We start from the raw sequence: 20,800 nt of genomic DNA, 5'->3' as shown, positions 1-20,800 counted from the left end.
TGAAACGACGATTCATTCTATTTGGTCATGCAAGATCAGAATGGTTCAGAAAAGAAAGCCTCTTTTAACTTCCCAGTTTAGGTTCAATCACAATCTGATCCTTTTTCTCAATCGTAAATATAATATTATCATTGACAAGCTGATCCTTTACACCGCCCGTTAAGCTTAGCGCTGAAGACATAATGTCAGGGTCCCCCAATGCTGTAACAACAAAAGGAGCAGGATGCTGATAACCGTCAATCGTAATCACCGGACCATCACAAAGAATGTAAGAATTATGGGAAAGCCGCTGCCCGTTAATCGCAATTGCAGAGGCTCCGGATATGTATAATTCATTGACAACTTTAAAAACATGATGCTCATGGACAAGATAATTATTGATATTTTCTTCCTCAGGATCATAATCTCCATCAGCCAAAGTGATCTGGACACCTTCTCCCTTAACACCTACTTTGCCAAGGAACATCCGGTATTTTTCGATATCTTCAGCGAGATTGAAAAAGATTTGCGCTTCATTGGAAAGCTGTTGTTCAATCTTAAGAACTTTGGTCTGCTTCTGGTTCAATTCTTCTTGCAGTTCTCTGTTTGTTTCTTCCTGGTCAATGAGCTGCTCCCGGAGATCAAGGGTTCTTTCCCATTGTCTGTCGGTAATCTCAGATGAATTATGTTCATTTTTTGTCAAGTGGTACGAAAATGCAAGCATATATCCAAGCACGAGAAAAACTAATGAAAAAATAACGTGCTTACCTTTCACCTTCATCTTCCTTCATTTCAGCTCCTTCTGAACCATAGCTTTTAAAATAAGAGCCTACTTCCAAATCAATAACTCCCTTTTTTCCCGGCTCAAGCTGGCTGACAATTGAAGGATAATGCACCATTTTTTCTGAAAAACTTCTTAATGTCGCATTCACTTCAAATCCGTCATTCATAAAAAGAGTAATCCGGTATGCATCTGTCTCTGTAGGACTATGGTGTATTTCGGAAATCGCATTCAGCACTTCCTCCGGCAATACTTCCAGCCCATCTATCATCTCTTCGAGGATATCACCTTCCGTAAAACCGCTCAAAACCGGAGCGTTTACTGGAAGCTCGCTTGTTCCTTTTTGTTTTAAAATAAAGCCATTGTCCAGTACCGGGAGATAGCTTGACTCATTTGCTATGTAAGCAATCCTGCTGTGCTCTTTCACATTAATCAACACGGAGTTTGGGATTTGGATAGAAACATCCACAGATTCTATTTCAGGCAGCTCTGTTAACTTACCCTCGACCGACTTCGAATCAACCTTCCAAATATTTGTTTTTGATGATAATTTGCTCAAAGAAATTAATTCTTCCTGTGAATACAGCTCGTTTCCAGAGACGGTGATCTTTTTTACATGACTTAACGGAGACTGAAAATAGACAACACATACAATCAAGGAAAAAAAGAGCATCAACAGAAAGATTAGCCTTCTATTTGCTTTTCTGCGCCTTTGCTGCTTCAGCTTTGGAATACGATCTTCAAGCGAAACAACGTTTCCCTTCCCCATCTCATCACCTCATTTCATGAAACGCAAGCACGGTGTGGCATGCTTGTCCCTCACAGCAAGAAGCACACAGTCGAGATTTAACATAAGTGAAAACAACGGCACGATCCAGCATGCCGTCATTACCGATAAACCCAATATTTTTTTGGTTTCTAAAGAAACATTATAACACAAATACTTTTTCCGGTAAGTCCAATTTCCTGTTACTTTAGGCCGATTATTTCGACTTCCGTTTCCAGACTCACATTATACATATCATAAATAGTATCTTTGACATGTTGAATTAATGCAAGTACATCTTCTGCTGTAGCCCCGCCTGCATTGACAATGAAATTCCCATGCATATCGGAGATTTTTGCTCCGCCGATTGAATGCCCTTTTAATCCGGCATCCTCAATTAGCTGCCCGGCATAGTGCGGAAGCGGATTTCTGAATATACTGCCGGCACAAGGGTAATTCCATGGCTGTGTTTCCTTTCGGTAGTCCTTATTCTTTTGGAGCTGGGCAACAATCTCTTCCCGCTTTCCTTCTGCAAGTCGAAAGACTGCCTCTAACACAATCCCGGGCCGCTTTTTTTGCAGAACGGAAGTCCGATAGGAGAATTCCATTTCCTTAAGATCCAGCCAGCCGACTGTTCCATCTGCAAAGAGAATATGTGCCTTCGTCAATATTTTCGAAATGTCGGAGCCGTGTGCACCCGCATTCATGTAAACGGCCCCGCCGACCGAACCCGGTATGCCAGCGGCAAATTCAAGACCGGTTAATCCCTTCTTGCTTATCGACGCTGCCAGTGCTACTAAAGAAACTCCGGCTCCCGCTGTTACAGTTTCTCCGTCAATATCAAGCCGGCCTAAACCCGAGCCGAGTTTAATGACTGCCCCTTCAATTCCTTGATCAGAAACAAGCAAATTGGAGCCTCTGCCAATTGCACGCCAATCTAATTTGTATTTTCGAATCAGTTCCATCGTTTTCTTTAAGTGCTCAATAGATGCAGGTTCAATGAACAATCCCGCAGGGCCGCCGATTTTGATGGTTGTATGGTTAGCTAAAGGTTCATTTGTTATGACCTTGCCAACATTTAAATCTGTAAGTTCTGTTATTAAATCGGTCATAATTACCTCCCTCTCTTTTTTGTGTGTATTAGTTTATGCGCAAAAAGAAAGCTGGGCTACTTTTGTTTTCGATCGATAACCTCCTGCATGACAGAATACAGCCTTCCTGCCGCATCTGGAATGCCTAATTTTTTGGCCGCGCTTTTCATGTTCGTGAGCTTTTGTTTATCCAATAAAATCGCGTCAATCAGTTTCACCAGTTTTGCCCCGCTTAAATCCTTTTCGAGAAGCAGCTCGGCTGCCCCGTGCTCGCTTAATGAACGGGCATTTTTTTCTTGATGGTTATTGGTGACATACGGGCTCGGAATAAGAATGCTCGGGATACCAAGTGAGGTTAATTCCGCGAGTGTTGTAGCGCCGGCTCTTGCGACAGTTAAATCAATGCCTGAAAGCACTTCCGGCATGTTATGGATAAATGGCTTAATGATGACATTCTCAGGGCTGCCGACCAGCTCTACTTCTTTTTTTACTTCTTCATAATGAGCTTCCCCCGTCACATAGAGAACCTGGTAATTCTTCTCGCCAAGCTCTGCCAGCGACTTTAAGACAGCTTCATTGAGCGGCCTGGCGCCGCGGCTTCCGCCGAATATCAATACAGCCGGAACATTTATTTTTAAACCTGTTGAAAGCCGGCCTTTAATCCCATCCTGCCCCATTACTTCGGACGCTCGCGGATTTCCGGTTAAAATCACCTTTTCTTCTGGAAAAAAGGCTTTTGCGTCTTCAAAACAAACAGCAACTTTGTCCACATAGCGGCTTAAAAATTTGTTCGTTAAGCCTGGAACACTGTTTTGTTCGTGGATCAAAGCAGGAATTTTAAGTTTTGCTGCCGCGTAAACAACAGGACCGCATACATAACCGCCGGTGCCGATCACCACATCCGGTTTAAACTGCTTTAAGATTCGCTTGCTGTCCCTGACGCCCTTCCAAAAACGGATCAATGTTTTAATGTTTTCCAGGGAGATTTTTCGTTGAAAACCAGTTATATGTATCGATTTAAAAGGAATATTTTCTTTTGGGACAATCTTACTTTCCAGCCCTTGTTCCGTGCCTATATATAAAAATTTCGCCTGTTCGTTTCTCTTTTCTATTTCCCTGATGAGAGCCAAGGCCGGGTAGATATGGCCACCGGTTCCCCCACCGCTAACTGCTATTCTCATTTTTTCACCCCGCAGATAGACCAAAATTCTTCTATCCTCTTTTTAGTTTGTTGTTTCTAAGCTGATTTTGCACTTCACCGCTATTCCCCATTCTACTATATTGTAAACTTTGATGAGAACCGAAAAAAGAATGTTATCTAAATTTCATCAAACAGAAATATACCGTTTACGGAGACAGTATAGCGTCGGCAAAGTAAAGCAACCTTGCCGGCGTCGATGGCAAGGTTGCTGTAATAGGCAGGCAGGAGTATCAATTTAGTAGCGGGCATGCCTGCTGATATTCAATAGAACCCCGATTGCCATCAGCATGAGCGTTAATGATGAGCCTCCATAGCTTAAGAAGGGAAGCGTTATTCCCGTAACTGGCATCAAACCAGTTACGACCCCAATATTGATCATCACTTGAATTGCAATCATAGCGATAATGCCGAGGGCAAGAAAGCTTCCGTAAAGGTCGGGCGCTCCTAAAGAAATCCTAATTCCTCTCCATAATAGAAGCGAGAATAACAAAAGTACAAATGAACCGCCAATGAATCCAAGTTCCTCTGCTAAAATGGCAAAAATAAAATCGGTTTGTGGTTCCGGCAAATAAAAGAATTTTTGCCTGCTTTCACCGAGGCCAAGGCCGAATAATCCGCCAGGACCGATCGCATACAGTGACTGAATGATTTGAAACCCCGTTCCCCGCGGGTCTGCCCAAGGATCGAGAAACGATGTGATCCGCTGCATTCGATATGGTGCAGAGAGGACCAAGCCGACAAATCCAGCAACACCGATCAGGCCGAGCCCAATAAAATGGCTAATTTGTGCCCCGGCAATAAAAATCATCACAACACATGTTCCAACCATGACGGTGCCTGTCCCTAAATCGGGCTGGAGCATGATCAGGGCGAATGCCGTAAACACGAGTGATAACGAAGGAACGAGCCCTTTTTTAAAAGAAGTAATCAGCTTTTGCCGCTCAGAAAGGAACTTGGCAAGAAAGACAATCATCGCCAGCTTCATAAACTCTGAGGGCTGTATTGAAAACGCGCCTACCCCGATCCAGCTTCGCGAACCATTTCGTTCGTTGCCGATACCAGGTATTAACACAACCAGCAGGAGCACAAAGCAGATAATAATAATCACCTTTGCCCATGTTTTCCATGCCCAGTAATCAATGTTCATGATAAAGAACATTGCGATGATGCCAACGCCAGCAAAAAGCATTTGCCGTTTCGCAAAGAAAAAAGAATCTTTGAAGCGAAAATCCGCCTGAACAGCGCTTGAACTGTATACCATGATCAGTCCGACTGCAAGCAAAGTAAAGGTAACGATTATTAAAATTAGGTCGGGAGTTGTTTTTTTAGACGGCAATGCTATGCACCTCGACTGCAAGTTTTGAGCCTGTATGTACTATTGATAGCATTCCCTGGAATCGCCATGCAGAAATCGGGCCATTCCGGCAGCAGACAAGCTCTTATTTAAGCTTATGCACTGCGTTTATAAAAATGTCTCCCCTGACTTCAAAAGTTTTGTATTGATCCCAGCTGGCACATGCAGGTGACAAGAGGATGACATCGCCTGGAGCGGAAAGCCCGTAAGCGACGGGAACTGCTTTTTCCACATTATCGACACCCTCGATTATTTTTATTCCTGCAGCCCGGCCGGCCTCTTGTAATTTTCCCGACGTCTCACCAAAAGTAATCAATGCTTTCACATTGGTTAAATAAGGGACAATCTCTGCAAAACCATTGCCGCGATCAAGTCCGCCGGCAAGAAGAATGACCGGGGCTTCAAAAGCGGATAATGCCTTTGACGCGGCAAGAATATTTGTTGCTTTAGAATCGTTAAAAAAGGATCTGCCGTTGATTGACTCGACAAATTGGAGCCGATGCTTAACGCCGGTAAATATGGTGAGCACCTGCCTGATCGCTTTATTATCAACACTTGAAAGCTTGGCTGCTGCAACAGCAGCGAGGATGTTTTCAAGGTTATGGCTGCCTGGCAGTGCAATGTCTTCGACCGCCATTATCTCTTCACCTTTAAAGTAAATAAAGCCATCTTTCACATATGCACCATTTGCAAGTTGTTTCTCGATAGAAAATGGAACAAGTGAAGCTTTCGTCTCCAAAGCAATAGCAGCAGTCTTTTCCTGGTCAGCGTTGTATATAAAATAATCTTCTTTGGTTTGATTTCGGGCAATATTCGCCTTTGCCTGCTCATATTCTTCCCTTGTGCCATGATAATCAAGATGGGCATCATAGATGTTAGTCAAAATCGATATTTTCGGCTTAAAAGTATCAATGCCCATGAGTTGGAACGAAGAGAGTTCAATCACAATCGTTTGATTGTCTGTAGCCTTCTGGGCAACACCCGAAGCTACAGTTCCAATATTCCCTGCGATTAATGGAGATTTTTTTCCAGCCTCCAGCATTTCAAACACCAGTGTAGTCGTCGTGGTTTTGCCATTCGTACCGGTAATGCCAATAAATGGTGCTTCAGAAATTTGGTAGGCAAGCTCCACTTCTGTGATAACCGGTATTCCTCTTTCAATGGCGCCGCTTATCATTGGATTGCGATAAGGAATGCCGGGATTTTTAACAATTAATTCAAAGCCTTCATCGAGCAGTTCAATTGGATGGTCGCCACAGATTACTTTGATGCCCTGTTCTAGAAGTCCTTGTGCTTCCGGATTTTCAGATAACGGCTTATAATCATTGACAGTGACGAATGCACCGAGCTTATGCAAGAGCGACGCTGCACTGACACCGCTTTTTGCCAGCCCCAAAACCAATATTTTTTTATGGACATATTGTTTAATTTGCTTCAATTACAACCACACCTCTATATAGATTCCCAGTACCGCAAATAAAAGACCGACCACCCAGAAAGTGACTACTACCCGCCATTCCGACCATCCGATTAGTTCGTAATGGTGATGAAGAGGACTCATCCGGAAGATTCTTTTACCTGTAGTCTTAAAGGAAATTACTTGCAAAATAACAGATAAAGTTTCAATAACAAAAACTCCGCCGATCACGATCAAAATGATTTCCAGCTTTGTTACGATGGCCAGAGCGGCAATCGCTCCCCCCAATGCGAGAGAACCTGTATCCCCCATAAAAACCTTGGCGGGATGGGCATTAAAGACTAGGAAGCCAAGCACTGCGCCGACGACAGCTACGGAAAAAATCGCCGCCTCAAATTGCGACTGGTTCCATGCCAATACAGCAAACGCTCCAAATGCGATAGCGGTGCTGCCCGAAACGAGCCCATCCAGTCCATCAGTTAGATTTACCGCATTTGAAAAACCAACCATCCAAAAAATAATAAATAGAATATAAAACACACCAAGCTCAATCGAATAATCAAAATAAGGAATATTTACCGCGGTTGAAAAATCGTTTTGTTTTAAAATGAAATAGAAAACAGCCGATATGATAATTTGTCCAAGCAGTTTTTGCTTCGATGTCAGCCCTAAATTTCTTTTCATGACGACTTTAATAAAATCATCAAGAAAACCAAGGAGGCCGAAGCCAAGCATAACAAGCAGCAACAGGTAAGTTTCAACCGTCGCCCCTGAAAACTTATTCGTCATCACCAGCGTTGTAACGGTAACGGCTACCAATATCATAATCCCGCCCATTGTTGGTGTTCCGGATTTCTTTTGGTGTGACTGTGGGCCCTCTTCGCGAATGCTTTGTCCAAATTTCAACCTTCTTAAGAAGGGGATAAAAATTGGCGACAGCAACACTGTGATTAGAAAGCCCATCAGTATTGTGAAAAAAATAACTTGCTCGAGCATTTTATCCCCTCCTCCCCCGGTTCCCGACTTGGAACGATGGATCGAAACGCTGAGCCATCACAGCTATATCATATGTAGCTCCATTTTCATTAAGAAGCTTTTTATCTGAAAAAAGAATTTTAATCATATAATCATAGTATCCTCTCTCTAAACCTTTAGTGGCTGATTTGCGTTGGTGCAGAACTCAGCCGTGTTGCCGCTCCTCTATCGCTTCTCTGGCAGCAACCCGATCATCGAAATCAAATACTTCGTTGCCGATTTGTTGATAGGTTTCATGGCCTTTGCCGGCTATTAAAATGACATCACCTTCACGGGCCATTGAAACTGCATGCCTGATCGCTTCTTTTCTATCTATGATAGCCAAATATTGCTCACCGCTAACACCTATTTCCATTTCTTTGATAATGTCGGCGGGATTTTCACTTCTCGGGTTGTCGGAGGTGAAAATCGCGTCTGTCGCATAACGGCAGGCAATTTGCGCCATAAGCGGCCTTTTTGTCCGATCTCGGTCTCCACCGCAGCCAACGACGACAAAAATTCTGTTCTTGGCAAATTGTTTTACAGTCTTCAAGACATTTTCAAGGCTGTCAGGTGTATGGGCGTAATCAACAATGACAGCGTAATTTTGCCCGGCATCCACCGGTTCAAAACGTCCTGCCACTCCGTTTACTTGCTCCACAGATTGAATAGCACTGTCAATGTCTATTTCCGACACAAGCGCTGCCGAAATGCTTGCCAGTACATTATAAACACTGAACTTACCGATCAGCTGCAACGATACTTTCCTGATGCCAAGCGGGGTTACTAAATCAAACTCTGTCCCGCCTGAGGTCATTCTCAAATTGACAGCCTGGATGTCGGCCTGATGGTCAATCCCGTATGTGACCACATGGGCTGCAGTCGAACTGATAAACTCATCCGAGGCTGGATCGTCGGCATTCAATACGGCAAACTTTGGATGATCATGGTTAAATGAGTTTCCCAGCTGGGCAAAAAGCAATCCTTTCGCCCTCCGGTATTCTTCCATCGTTTTATGGTAATCAAGATGATCCTGGGAAAGGTTCGTAAATACGGCGACATTATAATCGGTACCGTGGACTCTTCCATACACCAATGCGTGTGAAGATACTTCCATTACAGCTGTTTCGACCCCTTCGTCGACCATCTTCCGAAATGTGCGCTGAAGTGTGAGGCTTTCAGGTGTTGTATTCTTCACATCGAATGTTTCGCTGCCAATTTTTGTATACATCGTCCCGATCAGCCCGGTCTTTTTTCCTGAGTCTGCGAAAATTTTCTCGATCAGGTGGCTTGTTGTCGTTTTTCCGTTTGTTCCTGTAATCCCGACCAGATGCAGCTTCTTGCTTGGCTGCCCGTAAAAAGCATCGGCCAGCACAGCCATTGCCCGATATGTATCCTTTACAACAATAACTGGAACGTTTAAAGGCAGCTCCCTTTCAGCAAGAATCGCCACCGCTCCATTTTTTACGGCAGATTCCGCAAAGTCATGGCCGTCAAAGGTAAAGCCGTTGATACAGATAAATAAACTTCCCTTCTCAACCTTGCGATTATCATTATGAATAGACGTAATTTCCGGATTTTCCCCCGAAAACTGAACAAAAGGGCGTAAATGCCCGATCAATGTGTGTAATTTCATATTTTCCTATCCTCTCATAAAAAGAGCCTTTCAGCATGGAACGATTCCGAAATACAGCAAAGTTCCCTTTCCAATCAAAAATTATTTAATATGGCGGTTATTATTTTACATGAAAAGCAGCAATTAAGCCATGCATCTTTAAAATTTCCAACATAAATCTAATGTTTTGACCATGGTCTGCCGGTCCAACCGATAATGCGGTTTGCCGCTGCTAAATCTGAGTGCGCTCAAGTAATTTTGAGTTCCGCTCGTTAATCTTGAGTTCCGCTCGTAAAATCGTTAAGCTTACTCTCTCATAACTGTAAACTCCGAGCATAAGCTAATAAAATCTGCAAGGCTCAACAAAAACATAACGAAGTGGTTCAGCGGCATATCAGAATTTAAATTCACCAGTTATGCTGGAATAAGAAACAGGCGGCGCTATTACACAGGCCGCCTCTCTCGGTTAATTATTCTTTGTCATTAAAGTAAAGGCGGATCGTCGAGCCTTCTTTTAATTTTACACCCGGCTGCGGGGTTTGTTTGGAAACAATATCCCCTTCGCCGCTTGCATCAATCTTCAAATTTAAAAACAGTTCGCCAAGATCTTTTTTGGAAAAACCGACTAGATCCGGCACTTCAATCATCGGGACGTCTTCCCAGGTCCGCTTCTTCTCAATTTGGTCTTTCCTCGGCTCCACTCCGAGCGCACGCAAGCTGTCCCCCATGATGCTTCCAACAATCGGCGCGGCAACTCTGCCGCCAAATTGAATCGTTCCTTTCGGATTGTCGACTGCGACATAAACAACAAGCTGAGGATCATCCGCAGGGGCGAAACCGATAAAAGAAACAACGTGATTATTTTGTAAATATCTTCCGTCCTTCGCTTTTTGGGCTGTACCCGTCTTCCCGCCAACTCTGTAGCCATCGACAAACGCTTTGCCGCCGGTTCCCTGTGCTACTACGCTTTCAAGAGCATGCCTGATCTTCGCAGATGTTTCTGGCGAAATCACCTTTCGTTTCGCTACCGGTGCATTCTTCATGACAATTTCCCCGGTCAATGGGTCAATAAGTTCTTTGGCAATATAGGGTTTATAGAGGGTCCCGCCATTGACCGCAGCTGCAATTGCAGCAACCTGCTGGATCGGGGTCACGGAAACACCCTGGCCGAATGCGGTTGTCGCTAGTTCAACAGGGCCAACACGATCAAGATTAAAGAGGATGCCCTTTCCTTCTCCTTGCAGATCAATGCCTGTCTTTTCACCAAAACCGAAGTTGCGAATATATGAAAAAAGCTTTTCCTTGCCAAGCCGCTCTCCCAGCGCTACAAAACCGGGGTTACATGAATTTTGAACGACCTCAAGAAACGTTTGCGAACCGTGGCCGCCCCGTTTCCAGCATCTCAGCCGCGCTCCGCCGACTCTCACAAAACCGGGATCGTGAAAATGGTCTTTTTCGAGGTCAACCTTTCCTTCCTCAATCGCGGCCGCAAGCGTGATGATTTTAAACGTTGAACCCGGTTCATACGTACTCCAGACAGGCAAATTGCGGTTGTAGATTTCCGGGGCTACATTCTGGAAATTGGCAGGGTCAAAATCAGGCCTGCTTGCCATAGCGAGGATCTCTCCTGTATTGGGGTTCATCGCGATCGCGACCATTCCGTCTGGTTGGTAAGCAGCTTCCGCAATATCGAGCTCTCTTTCAACGATCGATTGCACCTTTGATGCAATCGTTAATTTTAAATCGAGACCATTGAGAGGCGGCTCATAATCATCACCCATATCCTTCATGCGCCTGCCTTTTGCATCGGAGTAAAATTTCACTGCTCCCTTTTGGCCTGTCAGCTCTTTATCATAATAAAGTTCGAGTCCCGTTAACCCTTGATTATCAATCCCGGCAAAGCCAAGCACATGGGATAAATATGCCCCAAACGGGTAGTGGCGCTTCGAGTCCTCACCAATATAAACACCTTCTAAATTAAGTGCTCTGATTTCTTTAGCTTTTTCGTGGGATATTTTTCTTCCTCCCTTAAGCCTTACAATTCTTTCAACAACCGTAATTTGTTTATATATATTTTCTTTATTCTGATTCAATGCAGCAGCAAGCTTTTCTGCTGTCATTGCAGGATCATTTAACTGCCTTGGTACAACAAAAACAGTCGGTGCGCTCATATTGGTAGCCAGTTCGACTCCATTTCTATCAACTATTTCACCGCGCTCCGGCTCAAAATCAATGTTCCTGCTCCATAAACTCCTAGCTTTATCCGTCAACATGTCCCCCATGAAAAATTGAACATAGCCGAGACGGATGTCGATAATCAAGAAAATCAAGATCCCTGACAGCAGTGCAACCGTCAGCCTTTTGCGCACGGTCACATTTGATACCCGCATATTTGAACGAACCTCCTTTTAGTCCTGTTTAAACAAAGGGACTAAACTGACAGCCAGTTTAATCCCCTGTTAAAACCGATTCGTGTAACAAAACGTAAAGTTCTGTTTCAACGTTATGGCTCGTTCATTTATATGCTTGTACCATTGTGTTTAGAACGGTTGCTAGAGTGCAGATCAATCTTGAACATTTCCTTCAGTTTCTGCTTGTTCGCCTGTTTGATCCGGCTGTCCAGCTTCATTTGATTCAACAGCTTCTGTTGACTTAGCGGGTTCCCCGGCTTTTTCTGCTTTGTTAAGCTGCTCGGGGGTTTCAAGGTGGACGATTAAATATTCCCCTTCAGCAAGAGCGGCATCAGCCGGCAGACTTTGCTCGGCCACATATCCGTTACCCGTTACATTGAGCTTCAGATTGGCCAGTTTCGCAAAGCTCATCACATCGCGGCGCGACCAGCCTCTCATGTCTGGAACCGCAAGCTCGCCATCGGTACGAATAAATACCCGCTCTCCTGCAAGAATATTGGCTCCTTTTTTGGGAAGCTGGGCTGTTACATTTGTACCCTTACCGACTGTTACAATTTCAAAGCCACTGGTTTTTAATTTTTCCTGCGCATTGGCCACGTTTGTATTGAGGAGATCCGGCATTTTGCTGACAGCTGTTTCTTTTTGTGTAACAGGTTCAATGTTCAGATATTGCAAGCTGCTTTTCATTACTGGTTTAAAAATTTCCGAAACAGGTTTCGAACCTTCAAAGTAAGTGGCTACTTCTGGCTGCTGAACCGCTACGTACATGATCAATTCTGGATCATCCGTTGGAGCCATTCCCAAAAATGAAAAAATATAGTCTTGCTTACCTTTCAAGTATCCACCCGAACCGGAAATCTCGGCAGTTCCCGTTTTCCCAGCGACGTCGTAGCCGTCAATTTGATAGCGCTCGTGGCCTGTACCTTTTTCAGATGTGATCACCGTTTCGAGAATTTCTCTTACTTCTTTTGCTGTCTCAGCAGAGATCGGCTCACCGGTTACCTCCGGTTGGGAATCCTCGATTACCTTACCTGTCTCAGAGTCTACGATTCTGTCGATGACATGGGGTTTGAGCATTTTTCCGTCATTGGCAACCGCAATTGCAGCCTGAATTTGCTGAATCGGCGTGATTGCTGTTCCCTGTCCATACGCTGTCGTAATTTTATCAATCGGGTAAGTATAAACGATTTTACTTGATACTTCGTTTGGCAAGTCAATACCGGTTGGCTTGTCCAAGCCAAACTTCGTCAAGTATTCGCGATATCTATCAAACCCGAGCTGCTCTGCAGCGATTTTTGCAAACGCAACGTTTGATGACCGCTGGACTCCCTCCAGGTAGGTAATTGATCCCCAGCCATGACCATTATGATCACCAATCTCCGCTGAGTTTTCTGTAACTTTGTATCTTCCTGACTGATAATAAGCATTACCATTAAAGACATTTTCCTGCACGGCCGCAGCCAGCGTAAAAATCTTCATCGTCGAACCAGGTTCAAACGAAGTTTCAATCGCTTCGTTATACCATGATTTTTCGAGTCCTTCTCTTGTTTTGGGATGGAAGGTCGGACGCTGCGCCATCGCCAAAATTTCGCCAGTTTTTGGATCTGCTACAATCGCAATGATTTTCTTTGGCTTATATTCTTTGTCGACCTTACTGATCGCATCCTCTAAAAATGTTTGAATCTTTTTATCCAGTGTTAAATAAACATCTTTGCCATCCTTAGCAGGTTTAATTTGTTCCTTGCCATCAGGGAGTAAAAAACCCCATCTGTCCCCCTGATAATGAATAATTCCAGGTTTCCCTCGCAGAATAGTATCAAGCTGTTGTTCTAAGCCCAGCTTTCCAACTGAGGAAACTGCCCCGTTTTCATTTTCCTGTTTTTCAACAAAACCGATTACATGGGAAGAGAAGACACCGTTTGGATAAAAGCGCTTCATATCTCTCATAAAAATGATCCCGGGCAATTTCAACGCTTCGATCTGTTCCTTCTTATCATGCGAGATATCACTGCCCGCTTTGCCAAACTCAACCTGGAACATACCTTCTTTTGTCAGCTGTTTATATATTTCCGCCTCGCTAACATCAATAAACTTTGACAGTTCTCTCGCCGTTTTTTTCGGGTCTACCACATGCTTTGGTTTTTTTGGGTCGGTCGTCATTGAGTCATTCAAAATCGCTGCCAAAGTATAGGAAGTCGTATCTTCCGCGATCGTCTCACCGGTGCGGTCATAAATAGTTCCGCGCCTTGCGTCCAACTCTTTTTCTTTTGTATGTTTTAGCTCCGCTCTGGCCGCAAGCGCCTGCCCCCCAACTTCACCGGTCCATTGAATGGAAACAAACCTATATATTAAGACAAAAAAGAGCAAGCTGAATATTATAAATAATCCCGCTGCTCCTGCATTCATATTAGGCTGCTTCCTCATTAATCCTGCACAACCTTGACATTATTTTCATTAAGCTTTAAACCAAGCTTCTCTGCTTCTGCCCTAATACGTTCAGATGTACTTAATTCTTCCACTTGATTTCCCAGATCCCCATTTACTTTTTGCTGTTCCTGGATAGAAGTTTCAAGAAGCTGAATATCTTTATTCACTTCATAAATAGCTGCCTGGCTTGAAACAATATGTATGGCACCAAAACTAATCACGGCAGCAAATACGATACCAAGAAATTTTTCACCAGGGGTCAGCCAAGGATTTTTCACCGATGCTTTTTTTGGTACTTCAACATGCCGCTGCTGTTGCTCTTGCTGTAACTTTCTTGCTAAATTACTCATCTTTTCCCCTCCGATTCAAATATTGACTTCTTTTATATTTTTTCCGCAATTCTTAGTTTTGCAGATCTGGCCCGGTTGTTTTGTTCTATTTCTTCTTCGCCAGGCACAATCGGCTTGCGTGTAATCAGCTTCATTTTTGGCTTGAACTCATCCGGAATGATCGGCAGCCCGGGCGGCAGTTCCGGCCCTTCACTTGCTTTCTTAAAAGCTGTTTTGCAAATTCTGTCCTCTAACGAATGGAAGGTAATCACGCTGATTCTTCCTCCAGGACTTAAGATATCGATTGCCTGCTCGAGAGAATCCTCAAAAACCCCAAGTTCATCATTAACGGCAATCCGGACCGCCTGAAAAACTCGTTTGGCCGGATGTCCCCCTTTTCTGCGGGCTGGGGCAGGTATCGCTTCCTTTATGAGATCTACCAACTGGGCTGTTGTTTCAATCGGTGCTGTTGCTCTTGCTGCCTCAATTTTTCTGGCAATCTGCTTAGAAAATTTTTCTTCGCCATATTGAAAAAAAATCCTTACCAGCTTCTCGTAAGGCCAGTTATTAATCACATCATAAGCCGATAGATCGCCGGTTTTATCCATTCTCATATCGAGCGGGGCGTCATTATGGTAGCTGAATCCTCTTTCAGCGGTATCAAGCTGGGGAGAGGACACACCGAGATCGTATAAGACACCGTCAACACGTTCTACACCACGATCGTTCAATTCTTTTTTCAAATGGGCAAAGTTGCTTTTAATGAGCGTGATGCGGTCACCGTATTCTGTCAGCTTTTCTGAAGCATTGGCAATCGCCGTTTCATCCTGGTCAAAAGAGAACAACTTGCCGTCCTTTGATAACTTGGAAAGGATTAAGGCGCTGTGCCCTGCCCCACCGAGTGTGCAATCAACATATGTACCATCCGGTTTAATATTTAACCCATCTACCGTTTCATGAAGCAATACTGTTGTGTGTTGAAACATGATCTTTTCATCCTTCCAATCAAACGAGCAGGGAATTATATCGATATAACTTTCCCTTTATATATCAAAACCAATCATATTTTCAGCAATTTCAGCAAAAGATTCTTCAGATTGATCGAAATATTCTTCCCAAATACTTTTGCTCCATATTTCAATTCGATTGGAAACACCTAAAACGACACATTCTTTTTCCAATTTTGCATATTGAACAAGTGGAGAAGCGATGTTGATGCGTCCCATTTTATCCAATTCACATTCTGTAGCACCTGAAAAGAAAAAACGGGTGAAGGCGCGCGCGTCTTTTTTCGTTAATGGAAGGCCTTTTAGCTTCTCTTCGATCAGCTTCCATTCAGAAATGGGATAGCCAAATAAACATTGATCAAGGCCCCGTGTTAATACGAACATTTCGCCGAGATTGTCACGGAACTTTGCGGGCACGATTAAGCGGCCTTTGTTATCAACGTTATGATGGTATTCACCCATGAACATGCCGTTACCCCACTTTCTATCTAAAATGTACCACATCCCCCCACTTTTCTCCACACTTTTTTAAATATTCTCTTCGCTCATAGTAATTACTTCTATAAAAAGACGATTCAAACGTGTACTAATTTCCCAGCTGCAGCAGCGAAATAACGCGAAGAATACTGCCGATAAAAAACAAAAAAACCTTATCATTAGATAAGGTCAGGCGGTTAAACTTTAATAATTTTATGAGTTCCATCAAATTCATATGGCAGCATTAGGAGCTCATTGACAAAATCGAGTCCATACTTGTTTAAATAGTAAAAAATATTCCAAACTCGCTCCTGGGGAAGTCCAAGCGGTTTAAGCGCAGTCTCAATCCTGGCCAGTTTATTTAAGGTATTTGCATGGCGAAGCCGTATTTCGAGGTCAAGCTTATCCGCCATAAAATCGATTTGGCTTTGGACGACCTTTTCGTTTTTCTCCAATAAAGGAAGCAACCCGGCATATTTTTGCTTGACTACATTTTGAATCAGCTGATATTTATCATTGAGTTGCTGCCTCGTTTCGCTAAACAAGCGTTCGAGCTCATCGTCTTTAATCGAATTTAAAAAATGGTATTTTGCAGCTTCGACCCCTTTTGTTAAAGCTTCAGCAACGCTGATCTCCAGGTCTGTTAAATCTGTTTCCAATGAACGGTCAAGAATCGTCATGTTTAACCTGGGAACAATCGGTGGCACCTTCATTTGGAAATGTTCAAAAACCTTTGTCAACTCTGCCCAGTACGCAATCTCGCCAGGACCGCCGATAAACGAAAGCGTGGGGAACAGCCATTCCTGGGTTAACGGCCTTGTTACAACATTGTTGCTTAATTTTTCTGGGAATTCGTTCGCCAATTCGATCAGCTCTGCTTCCGTGAAGGAAACACGGCCATTTTTGCCGATAAAAAGCTGAGCCTCCGGGCGAAATTCAAGCAAAATCCGTTCGTTGACAGTACTGTCATAATAAAATAAGTTCGCGGCATGTTCGGCAATTTCGATCGTCTTGTTATAGCCGGCCGCGACAAGCTGCTGCTGTTGGAAATGAACCGCGTTTGTAATTTGCTGATGATCTTTTATTTGTCTTATCAAAATTTCTTTTTCAAGCATTCTAAGGTCCCGATTGCCCGAATCTACGATTAACAGCCCATATTCTTTAAATAACTCGAGAATGATTGCGCTAAAGAAATCGACGAAATTAAGATTTTTCTTAAGCAGCTGTCCGGTAAATTGAAGCAGTTTGCTAGTGTGCTCTGTTTCCCCATAACTCTCAATTACTTCTTCAATCCACCTTTTGCAAATTTCTTCGTCAATTTGGATATCAGAAACCATTTTCTTTTCAAGAATTCGTTCAGGATAGTTCCATTTTTCAATACGTTTTTTTTCACATACGTATACATGATTAACCTCTTGAAAATCATGATCTTCACCGGCAATCCAGAAAACAGGCACCACTGGTATGTTCAGCTCTCGTTCCTTCTGCTTGGCAAAACTGATAATCGAAATAATTTTATGTATCGTATATAAAGGGCCTGTCAAGATTCCGGCCTGTTGTCCGCCCATGATAACAACGCTGTTTTCTTGCCTGAGTTTTTCAATTGATTTATTGATGGCAGTCGATCCGGGGAAGGCTGCCATAAAAGCTGAAATGTGGTCTGCCAGCTCATTTCGATGGAATTTTCGGTTGTTCAGCTCTTCAATCCGGCTCCGATATTCGGCCGGTTCATGATATTTATAATGAAAAAATCGTTCCATGCCTGGAACCCATCCGGCATAATCGGTTGCAAATCGGCTTGTTCCGGGCAGTGAGAGATTTATCATCTCCATTCAAGTACTCCCTTTCGTAATTAGTTCTTTATAGAGTATAGCATTCTCAACCATGGAAATGAAAAAACTTTGCCCGCAGAGTTTTCAGGGCAAAGATATATGTATGGAAACCCTTTGGATGAGGCCGAAAATAATGAGCAGGATATAGGCGGAAAAGAACAGCAAAAAATTAAACCGCCAAAATCCTTTAAAAAGAGAAGCAAGATTAATCTCGTGCTTTATTTTCCAGTGGAGTAAAGCAAACCCGATCGCAATGCTGATCATCCCGAGCAAAATGATCCATAAAAACGATTTGTCCCAGATCGTAACAATCAGGAAATGGACTGAAATGATCAATAAAATCGTGCTGATGTCAATAGCAAGCTGTACGGAGCTGCGATGGTTTTTCGTTAACTGCTTGGCGATCACAAAAACAAGTATGTACCCAAGCAATGGTGCTGTTACGAATGTAGCGATAAGAAATGAAAAAACAGATTCCATTATATCCCCTCTCCCCCATACTCCTTGCCTTTAATACATTGGAAAAAAGCATCTACTAGTGGTGCCTCTATTTTCTTCCGTTCAGCTTCAGCCACAATGTACCCTAAAATCGAATCGATCTCGGTCATTCGGCCGTTCTTAATATCTGTTAGCATCGACGAATAATTGAATGCCGTTTTATTGCAAATTCTGAGCACATTTTGATAGTGGGAATCTGCATCATGCAAATCAAGAATAGTTTTGATTTCGCTAAACATTTTTTGTAAAAGCCGATAATAGTACGGGTTTTCAATTAATTGACCGTTTCGGACATTTAATACTGCCGTGAGCGGATTGATGACCGCATTGACAATAAGTTTGCTGATCAGCATTTTTTCGACATTATCTTCAAGAACAAATGGAAACTCACCAGACAAAGGAGCAATCATCTTTCTTAGCAAAAAATCGCTTCCCTTGAAAACGGCTACCTTTGTTACGCCCGTACCAGTATGGTTGACACTTGCTTGCCCAGTCCTGTATGCACCATGCTCAACAGAACCTGCATATATATTTTCGGCAGACAGCTCATCCAGCCATCGCAAATGGCCCATGCCGTTTTGCAAAAACAAAAAGCTGCCGCTATTGGACGATTTTAGCTTGATTTGTTCAAGAACAGCAGGCAGCTGATAAGCTTTGACTGCGATAACCGTCAGCTCATCTTCTCCGTTCCATGATGAAAACGGAAGGGCTTCGATAGGCACAGAATCCGGCTGCCCGTTTTTCACACATGATAATTTTGCAGCCCTGATCGCTTCCGCCTGTTCAACGGAGTTAGTGTAAATGGTTACATGATGATAAGACTGCAAATAATAACCGAACAATAAGCCGATTGAACCGGCGCCGATAATTCCAATCTTCATAAAAAGCACCTCAAATGGTATTTCTAGTTAATATTTTAGCAGAAGATAAAACAACATGGGAAAAAAGGAGCATTTTTTCAATCGTTTTTTGAAAACTTTATGAAAAACAGCCCGGCCAAATTGCTGGCAAGGGCTGCTTTTTTTGTTTAGACGGGGTAGACAGGATGCTTGCGGACACTGAAGTTCAGTTGTTTCGTCTCATAATAAGCGAGCCTGTCAATTAAAGTGTTCCGCAATTCACCAGGTGCGACAATATCATCAACAATCATTTCGGAGGCGAGCCTGTATATATCGATATGCTCTTTGTACTCCTGCTGTTTTTCCTGAACGTAAGCAATCCGCTCTTTCGGATCCTCGATTTCGTTAATTTTATTCGAATAAACTGCATTTACGGCAGCTTCCGGACCCATTACAGCGATTTGTGCAGTCGGCAGCGCAATGCAGCAGTCCGGTTCAAACGCCGGGCCTGCCATGGCATAGAGCCCGGCACCATAGGCTTTTCTGATAATGACTGAAATTTTCGGAACTGTCGCCGAGCTCATCGCGGCGATTAGCTTCGCACCGTGGCGAATGATCCCTGCTCTCTCTACCTTTGTGCCAATCATAAATCCAGGTACGTCTGCCAAAAAAATCAACGGAATATGGAAGGCATCACAAAGCTGAATAAATTTTGCTCCTTTATCGGCGGAATCGACAAACAGCACTCCGCCTTTTACTTTTGGCTGGTTCGCAATAATTCCAACGGCTCTTCCATCAATTCTTGCCAATCCCGTAACCAATTCAGGTGCAAACAGTTTCTTGATTTCATAGAAGCTTCCCTCATCAATGAGCGCGTCAATGCATTCGTACATATCAAACGGCGCATTTTGATTTACAGGGATGATTTCTTCTAAATCACGGCCCTTTTTTGCGGAGATGCCCGCCGCTTTTTGCGTTTTTTCCTGAAAGCTTGCCGGGAAGTAAGTTAAATAGCTTCGGGCAGATTCAATCGCTTCCTCTTCGCTGTATACGAGCGTATCACCGCAGCCGCTGACAGTACAATGCATCCGGGCACCGCCCATTTCCTCGAGCGTAACTTTTTCGCCAATCACTTTTTCTGCCATACGCGGGGAACCTAAATACATGGAAGCATTCTGGTCAACCATGATAACAATGTCACAAAAAGCCGGAATGTACGCGCCGCCTGCCGCAGAAGGCCCAAATAACAGGCAAATTTGCGGAACCATGCCGGACAATTTTACCTGGTTATAAAATATTTTGCCCGCGCCGCGCCGATTCGGAAACATTTCAAGTTGATCGGTAATTCTTGCTCCCGCTGAATCAACCAAGTATAAAATCGGCACTTTCAGTTTTTCAGCCGTCTCCTGGATACGGATAATTTTCTCAACAGTGCGTGCCCCCCATGATCCCGCCTTTACAGTTGAATCATTGGCCATCGCACAAACCGTTTGGCCGTTGATCCTGCCAATTGCTGTAACAACACCATCTGCAGGCAGGTCTTCCTCGAGACAATTCGCAAATTTCCCGTCTTCCTGGTACGTTCCTTCATCAAATAGCAGCCGCAAGCGCTCACGGACAAACAGCTTATTTTGCCCCTTTAGCTTTTCGTGATACTTTGGGTGTCCGCCTGCTTCAATTTGCCTGCTTTTTTCGATCAGCTTTTCTTCTAAAATCTTTGCTGTTGTCATGCTCTGCCTCCTTGATTTGAAAATGCAGTTCT

At 43.6% G+C, this 20,800-nt stretch carries 17 protein-coding genes; all 17 read right to left on the bottom strand.

Translation table 11 applies throughout. The features are described from left to right. Positions 1-64 precede the first annotated feature (64 nt). The 17 genes from CU635_RS07395 to CU635_RS07315 all read right to left on the bottom strand — a co-directional run bounded on the left by CU635_RS07395 (position 65) and on the right by CU635_RS07315 (position 20,768). A complete protein-coding gene (locus tag CU635_RS07395; protein WP_101576530.1) occupies positions 65-760 on the bottom strand; it encodes a DUF881 domain-containing protein in 696 nt (231 codons plus the stop codon). After that, a complete protein-coding gene (locus tag CU635_RS07390) occupies positions 744-1,529 on the bottom strand; it encodes a cell division protein FtsQ/DivIB (protein WP_101576529.1) in 786 nt (261 codons plus the stop codon). The genes CU635_RS07395 and CU635_RS07390 overlap by 17 nt, the downstream gene beginning before the upstream one ends. A 200-nt stretch (positions 1,530-1,729) precedes the next feature. Beyond that, the gene (gene murB / locus CU635_RS07385) at positions 1,730-2,638 is read right to left on the bottom strand and encodes a UDP-N-acetylmuramate dehydrogenase (RefSeq protein WP_101576528.1); all 909 of its coding nucleotides are present in this window, start codon (positions 2,636-2,638) and stop codon (positions 1,730-1,732) included. A 56-nt stretch (positions 2,639-2,694) separates the two neighbouring features. Next, entirely contained in the window at positions 2,695-3,798 is a 1,104-nt protein-coding gene (gene murG / locus CU635_RS07380; RefSeq protein ID WP_101576756.1) for an undecaprenyldiphospho-muramoylpentapeptide beta-N-acetylglucosaminyltransferase, read from the bottom strand. A gap of 255 nt (positions 3,799-4,053) precedes the next feature. Continuing rightward, positions 4,054-5,154 (bottom strand): stage V sporulation protein E, encoded by a 1,101-nt coding sequence (gene spoVE / locus CU635_RS07375; RefSeq protein WP_101576527.1) that lies wholly within the window; start codon positions 5,152-5,154, stop codon positions 4,054-4,056. A 103-nt stretch (positions 5,155-5,257) separates the two neighbouring features. Beyond that, the gene (murD, locus tag CU635_RS07370) at positions 5,258-6,610 is read right to left on the bottom strand and encodes a UDP-N-acetylmuramoyl-L-alanine--D-glutamate ligase (protein ID WP_101576526.1); all 1,353 of its coding nucleotides are present in this window, start codon (positions 6,608-6,610) and stop codon (positions 5,258-5,260) included. Then, entirely contained in the window at positions 6,611-7,585 is a 975-nt protein-coding gene (gene mraY / locus CU635_RS07365) for a phospho-N-acetylmuramoyl-pentapeptide-transferase (protein WP_101576525.1), read from the bottom strand. A gap of 184 nt (positions 7,586-7,769) precedes the next feature. Further along, positions 7,770-9,239 (bottom strand): UDP-N-acetylmuramoyl-L-alanyl-D-glutamate--2,6-diaminopimelate ligase, encoded by a 1,470-nt coding sequence (locus CU635_RS07360; RefSeq protein WP_101576524.1) that lies wholly within the window; start codon positions 9,237-9,239, stop codon positions 7,770-7,772. A gap of 449 nt (positions 9,240-9,688) precedes the next feature. Further along, complete coding sequence (locus CU635_RS07355; RefSeq protein ID WP_101576523.1) at positions 9,689-11,608, bottom strand: stage V sporulation protein D; 1,920 nt, start codon at positions 11,606-11,608, stop codon at positions 9,689-9,691. A 174-nt stretch (positions 11,609-11,782) separates the two neighbouring features. After that, on the bottom strand, positions 11,783-14,035 hold the full coding sequence (locus CU635_RS07350; RefSeq protein ID WP_245917362.1) for a penicillin-binding protein: 2,253 nt from the start codon (positions 14,033-14,035) through the stop codon (positions 11,783-11,785). Between the two features lie 17 nt (positions 14,036-14,052). Then, positions 14,053-14,406: a cell division protein FtsL gene (gene ftsL, locus CU635_RS07345; RefSeq protein ID WP_101576521.1), complete on the bottom strand. Its 354-nt coding sequence runs from the start codon at positions 14,404-14,406 to the stop codon at positions 14,053-14,055. A 32-nt stretch (positions 14,407-14,438) separates the two neighbouring features. Then, positions 14,439-15,371 carry a 16S rRNA (cytosine(1402)-N(4))-methyltransferase RsmH gene (gene rsmH / locus CU635_RS07340; protein ID WP_101576520.1) on the bottom strand — a complete coding sequence of 311 codons (933 nt, stop codon included), beginning with the start codon at positions 15,369-15,371 and terminating at the stop codon, positions 14,439-14,441. A 57-nt stretch (positions 15,372-15,428) separates the two neighbouring features. After that, on the bottom strand, positions 15,429-15,860 hold the full coding sequence (gene mraZ, locus CU635_RS07335) for a division/cell wall cluster transcriptional repressor MraZ (RefSeq protein WP_101576519.1): 432 nt from the start codon (positions 15,858-15,860) through the stop codon (positions 15,429-15,431). 206 nt (positions 15,861-16,066) lie between these two features. Beyond that, positions 16,067-17,701, bottom strand: a complete 1,635-nt coding sequence (gene bshC, locus CU635_RS07330) for a bacillithiol biosynthesis cysteine-adding enzyme BshC (RefSeq protein WP_101576518.1) — start codon at positions 17,699-17,701, stop codon at positions 16,067-16,069. 84 nt (positions 17,702-17,785) lie between these two features. Further along, positions 17,786-18,181 carry a DUF3397 domain-containing protein gene (locus CU635_RS07325; RefSeq protein WP_101576517.1) on the bottom strand — a complete coding sequence of 132 codons (396 nt, stop codon included), beginning with the start codon at positions 18,179-18,181 and terminating at the stop codon, positions 17,786-17,788. After that, positions 18,181-19,080 carry a 2-dehydropantoate 2-reductase gene (locus tag CU635_RS07320; RefSeq protein ID WP_101576516.1) on the bottom strand — a complete coding sequence of 300 codons (900 nt, stop codon included), beginning with the start codon at positions 19,078-19,080 and terminating at the stop codon, positions 18,181-18,183. The genes CU635_RS07325 and CU635_RS07320 overlap by 1 nt, the downstream gene beginning before the upstream one ends. Before the next feature lie 146 nt (positions 19,081-19,226). Then, positions 19,227-20,768 carry an acyl-CoA carboxylase subunit beta gene (locus CU635_RS07315; RefSeq protein WP_101576515.1) on the bottom strand — a complete coding sequence of 514 codons (1,542 nt, stop codon included), beginning with the start codon at positions 20,766-20,768 and terminating at the stop codon, positions 19,227-19,229. Positions 20,769-20,800 lie beyond the last annotated feature (32 nt).

This window comes from Bacillus canaveralius (assembly GCF_002860125.1).
In the GTDB taxonomy this organism is placed as follows: Bacteria; Bacillota; Bacilli; order Bacillales; family Cytobacillaceae; genus Bacillus_BJ; species Bacillus_BJ canaveralius.
Note: the sequence above shows the minus strand (reverse complement) of the source record. Positions and strands in the feature narration are given on the sequence as shown.

What these genes read in the sequence shown, in the direction of transcription:
- CU635_RS07395 (WP_101576530.1), bottom strand. Translation starts at nt 760, where the DNA reads ATGAAGGTGAAAGGTAAGCACGTTATTTTTTCATTAGTTTTTCTCGTG.
- CU635_RS07390 (WP_101576529.1), bottom strand. Translation starts at nt 1,529, where the DNA reads ATGGGGAAGGGAAACGTTGTTTCGCTTGAAGATCGTATTCCAAAGCTG.
- murB (WP_101576528.1), bottom strand. Translation starts at nt 2,638, where the DNA reads ATGACCGATTTAATAACAGAACTTACAGATTTAAATGTTGGCAAGGTC.
- murG (WP_101576756.1), bottom strand. Translation starts at nt 3,798, where the DNA reads ATGAGAATAGCAGTTAGCGGTGGGGGAACCGGTGGCCATATCTACCCG.
- mraY (WP_101576525.1), bottom strand. Translation starts at nt 7,585, where the DNA reads ATGCTCGAGCAAGTTATTTTTTTCACAATACTGATGGGCTTTCTAATC.
- CU635_RS07360 (WP_101576524.1), bottom strand. Translation starts at nt 9,239, where the DNA reads ATGAAATTACACACATTGATCGGGCATTTACGCCCTTTTGTTCAGTTT.
- CU635_RS07355 (WP_101576523.1), bottom strand. Translation starts at nt 11,608, where the DNA reads ATGCGGGTATCAAATGTGACCGTGCGCAAAAGGCTGACGGTTGCACTG.
- CU635_RS07350 (WP_245917362.1), bottom strand. Translation starts at nt 14,035, where the DNA reads ATGAATGCAGGAGCAGCGGGATTATTTATAATATTCAGCTTGCTCTTT.
- ftsL (WP_101576521.1), bottom strand. Translation starts at nt 14,406, where the DNA reads ATGAGTAATTTAGCAAGAAAGTTACAGCAAGAGCAACAGCAGCGGCAT.
- rsmH (WP_101576520.1), bottom strand. Translation starts at nt 15,371, where the DNA reads ATGTTTCAACACACAACAGTATTGCTTCATGAAACGGTAGATGGGTTA.
- mraZ (WP_101576519.1), bottom strand. Translation starts at nt 15,860, where the DNA reads ATGTTCATGGGTGAATACCATCATAACGTTGATAACAAAGGCCGCTTA.
- bshC (WP_101576518.1), bottom strand. Translation starts at nt 17,701, where the DNA reads ATGGAGATGATAAATCTCTCACTGCCCGGAACAAGCCGATTTGCAACC.
- CU635_RS07325 (WP_101576517.1), bottom strand. Translation starts at nt 18,181, where the DNA reads ATGGAATCTGTTTTTTCATTTCTTATCGCTACATTCGTAACAGCACCA.
- CU635_RS07320 (WP_101576516.1), bottom strand. Translation starts at nt 19,080, where the DNA reads ATGAAGATTGGAATTATCGGCGCCGGTTCAATCGGCTTATTGTTCGGT.
- CU635_RS07315 (WP_101576515.1), bottom strand. Translation starts at nt 20,768, where the DNA reads ATGACAACAGCAAAGATTTTAGAAGAAAAGCTGATCGAAAAAAGCAGG.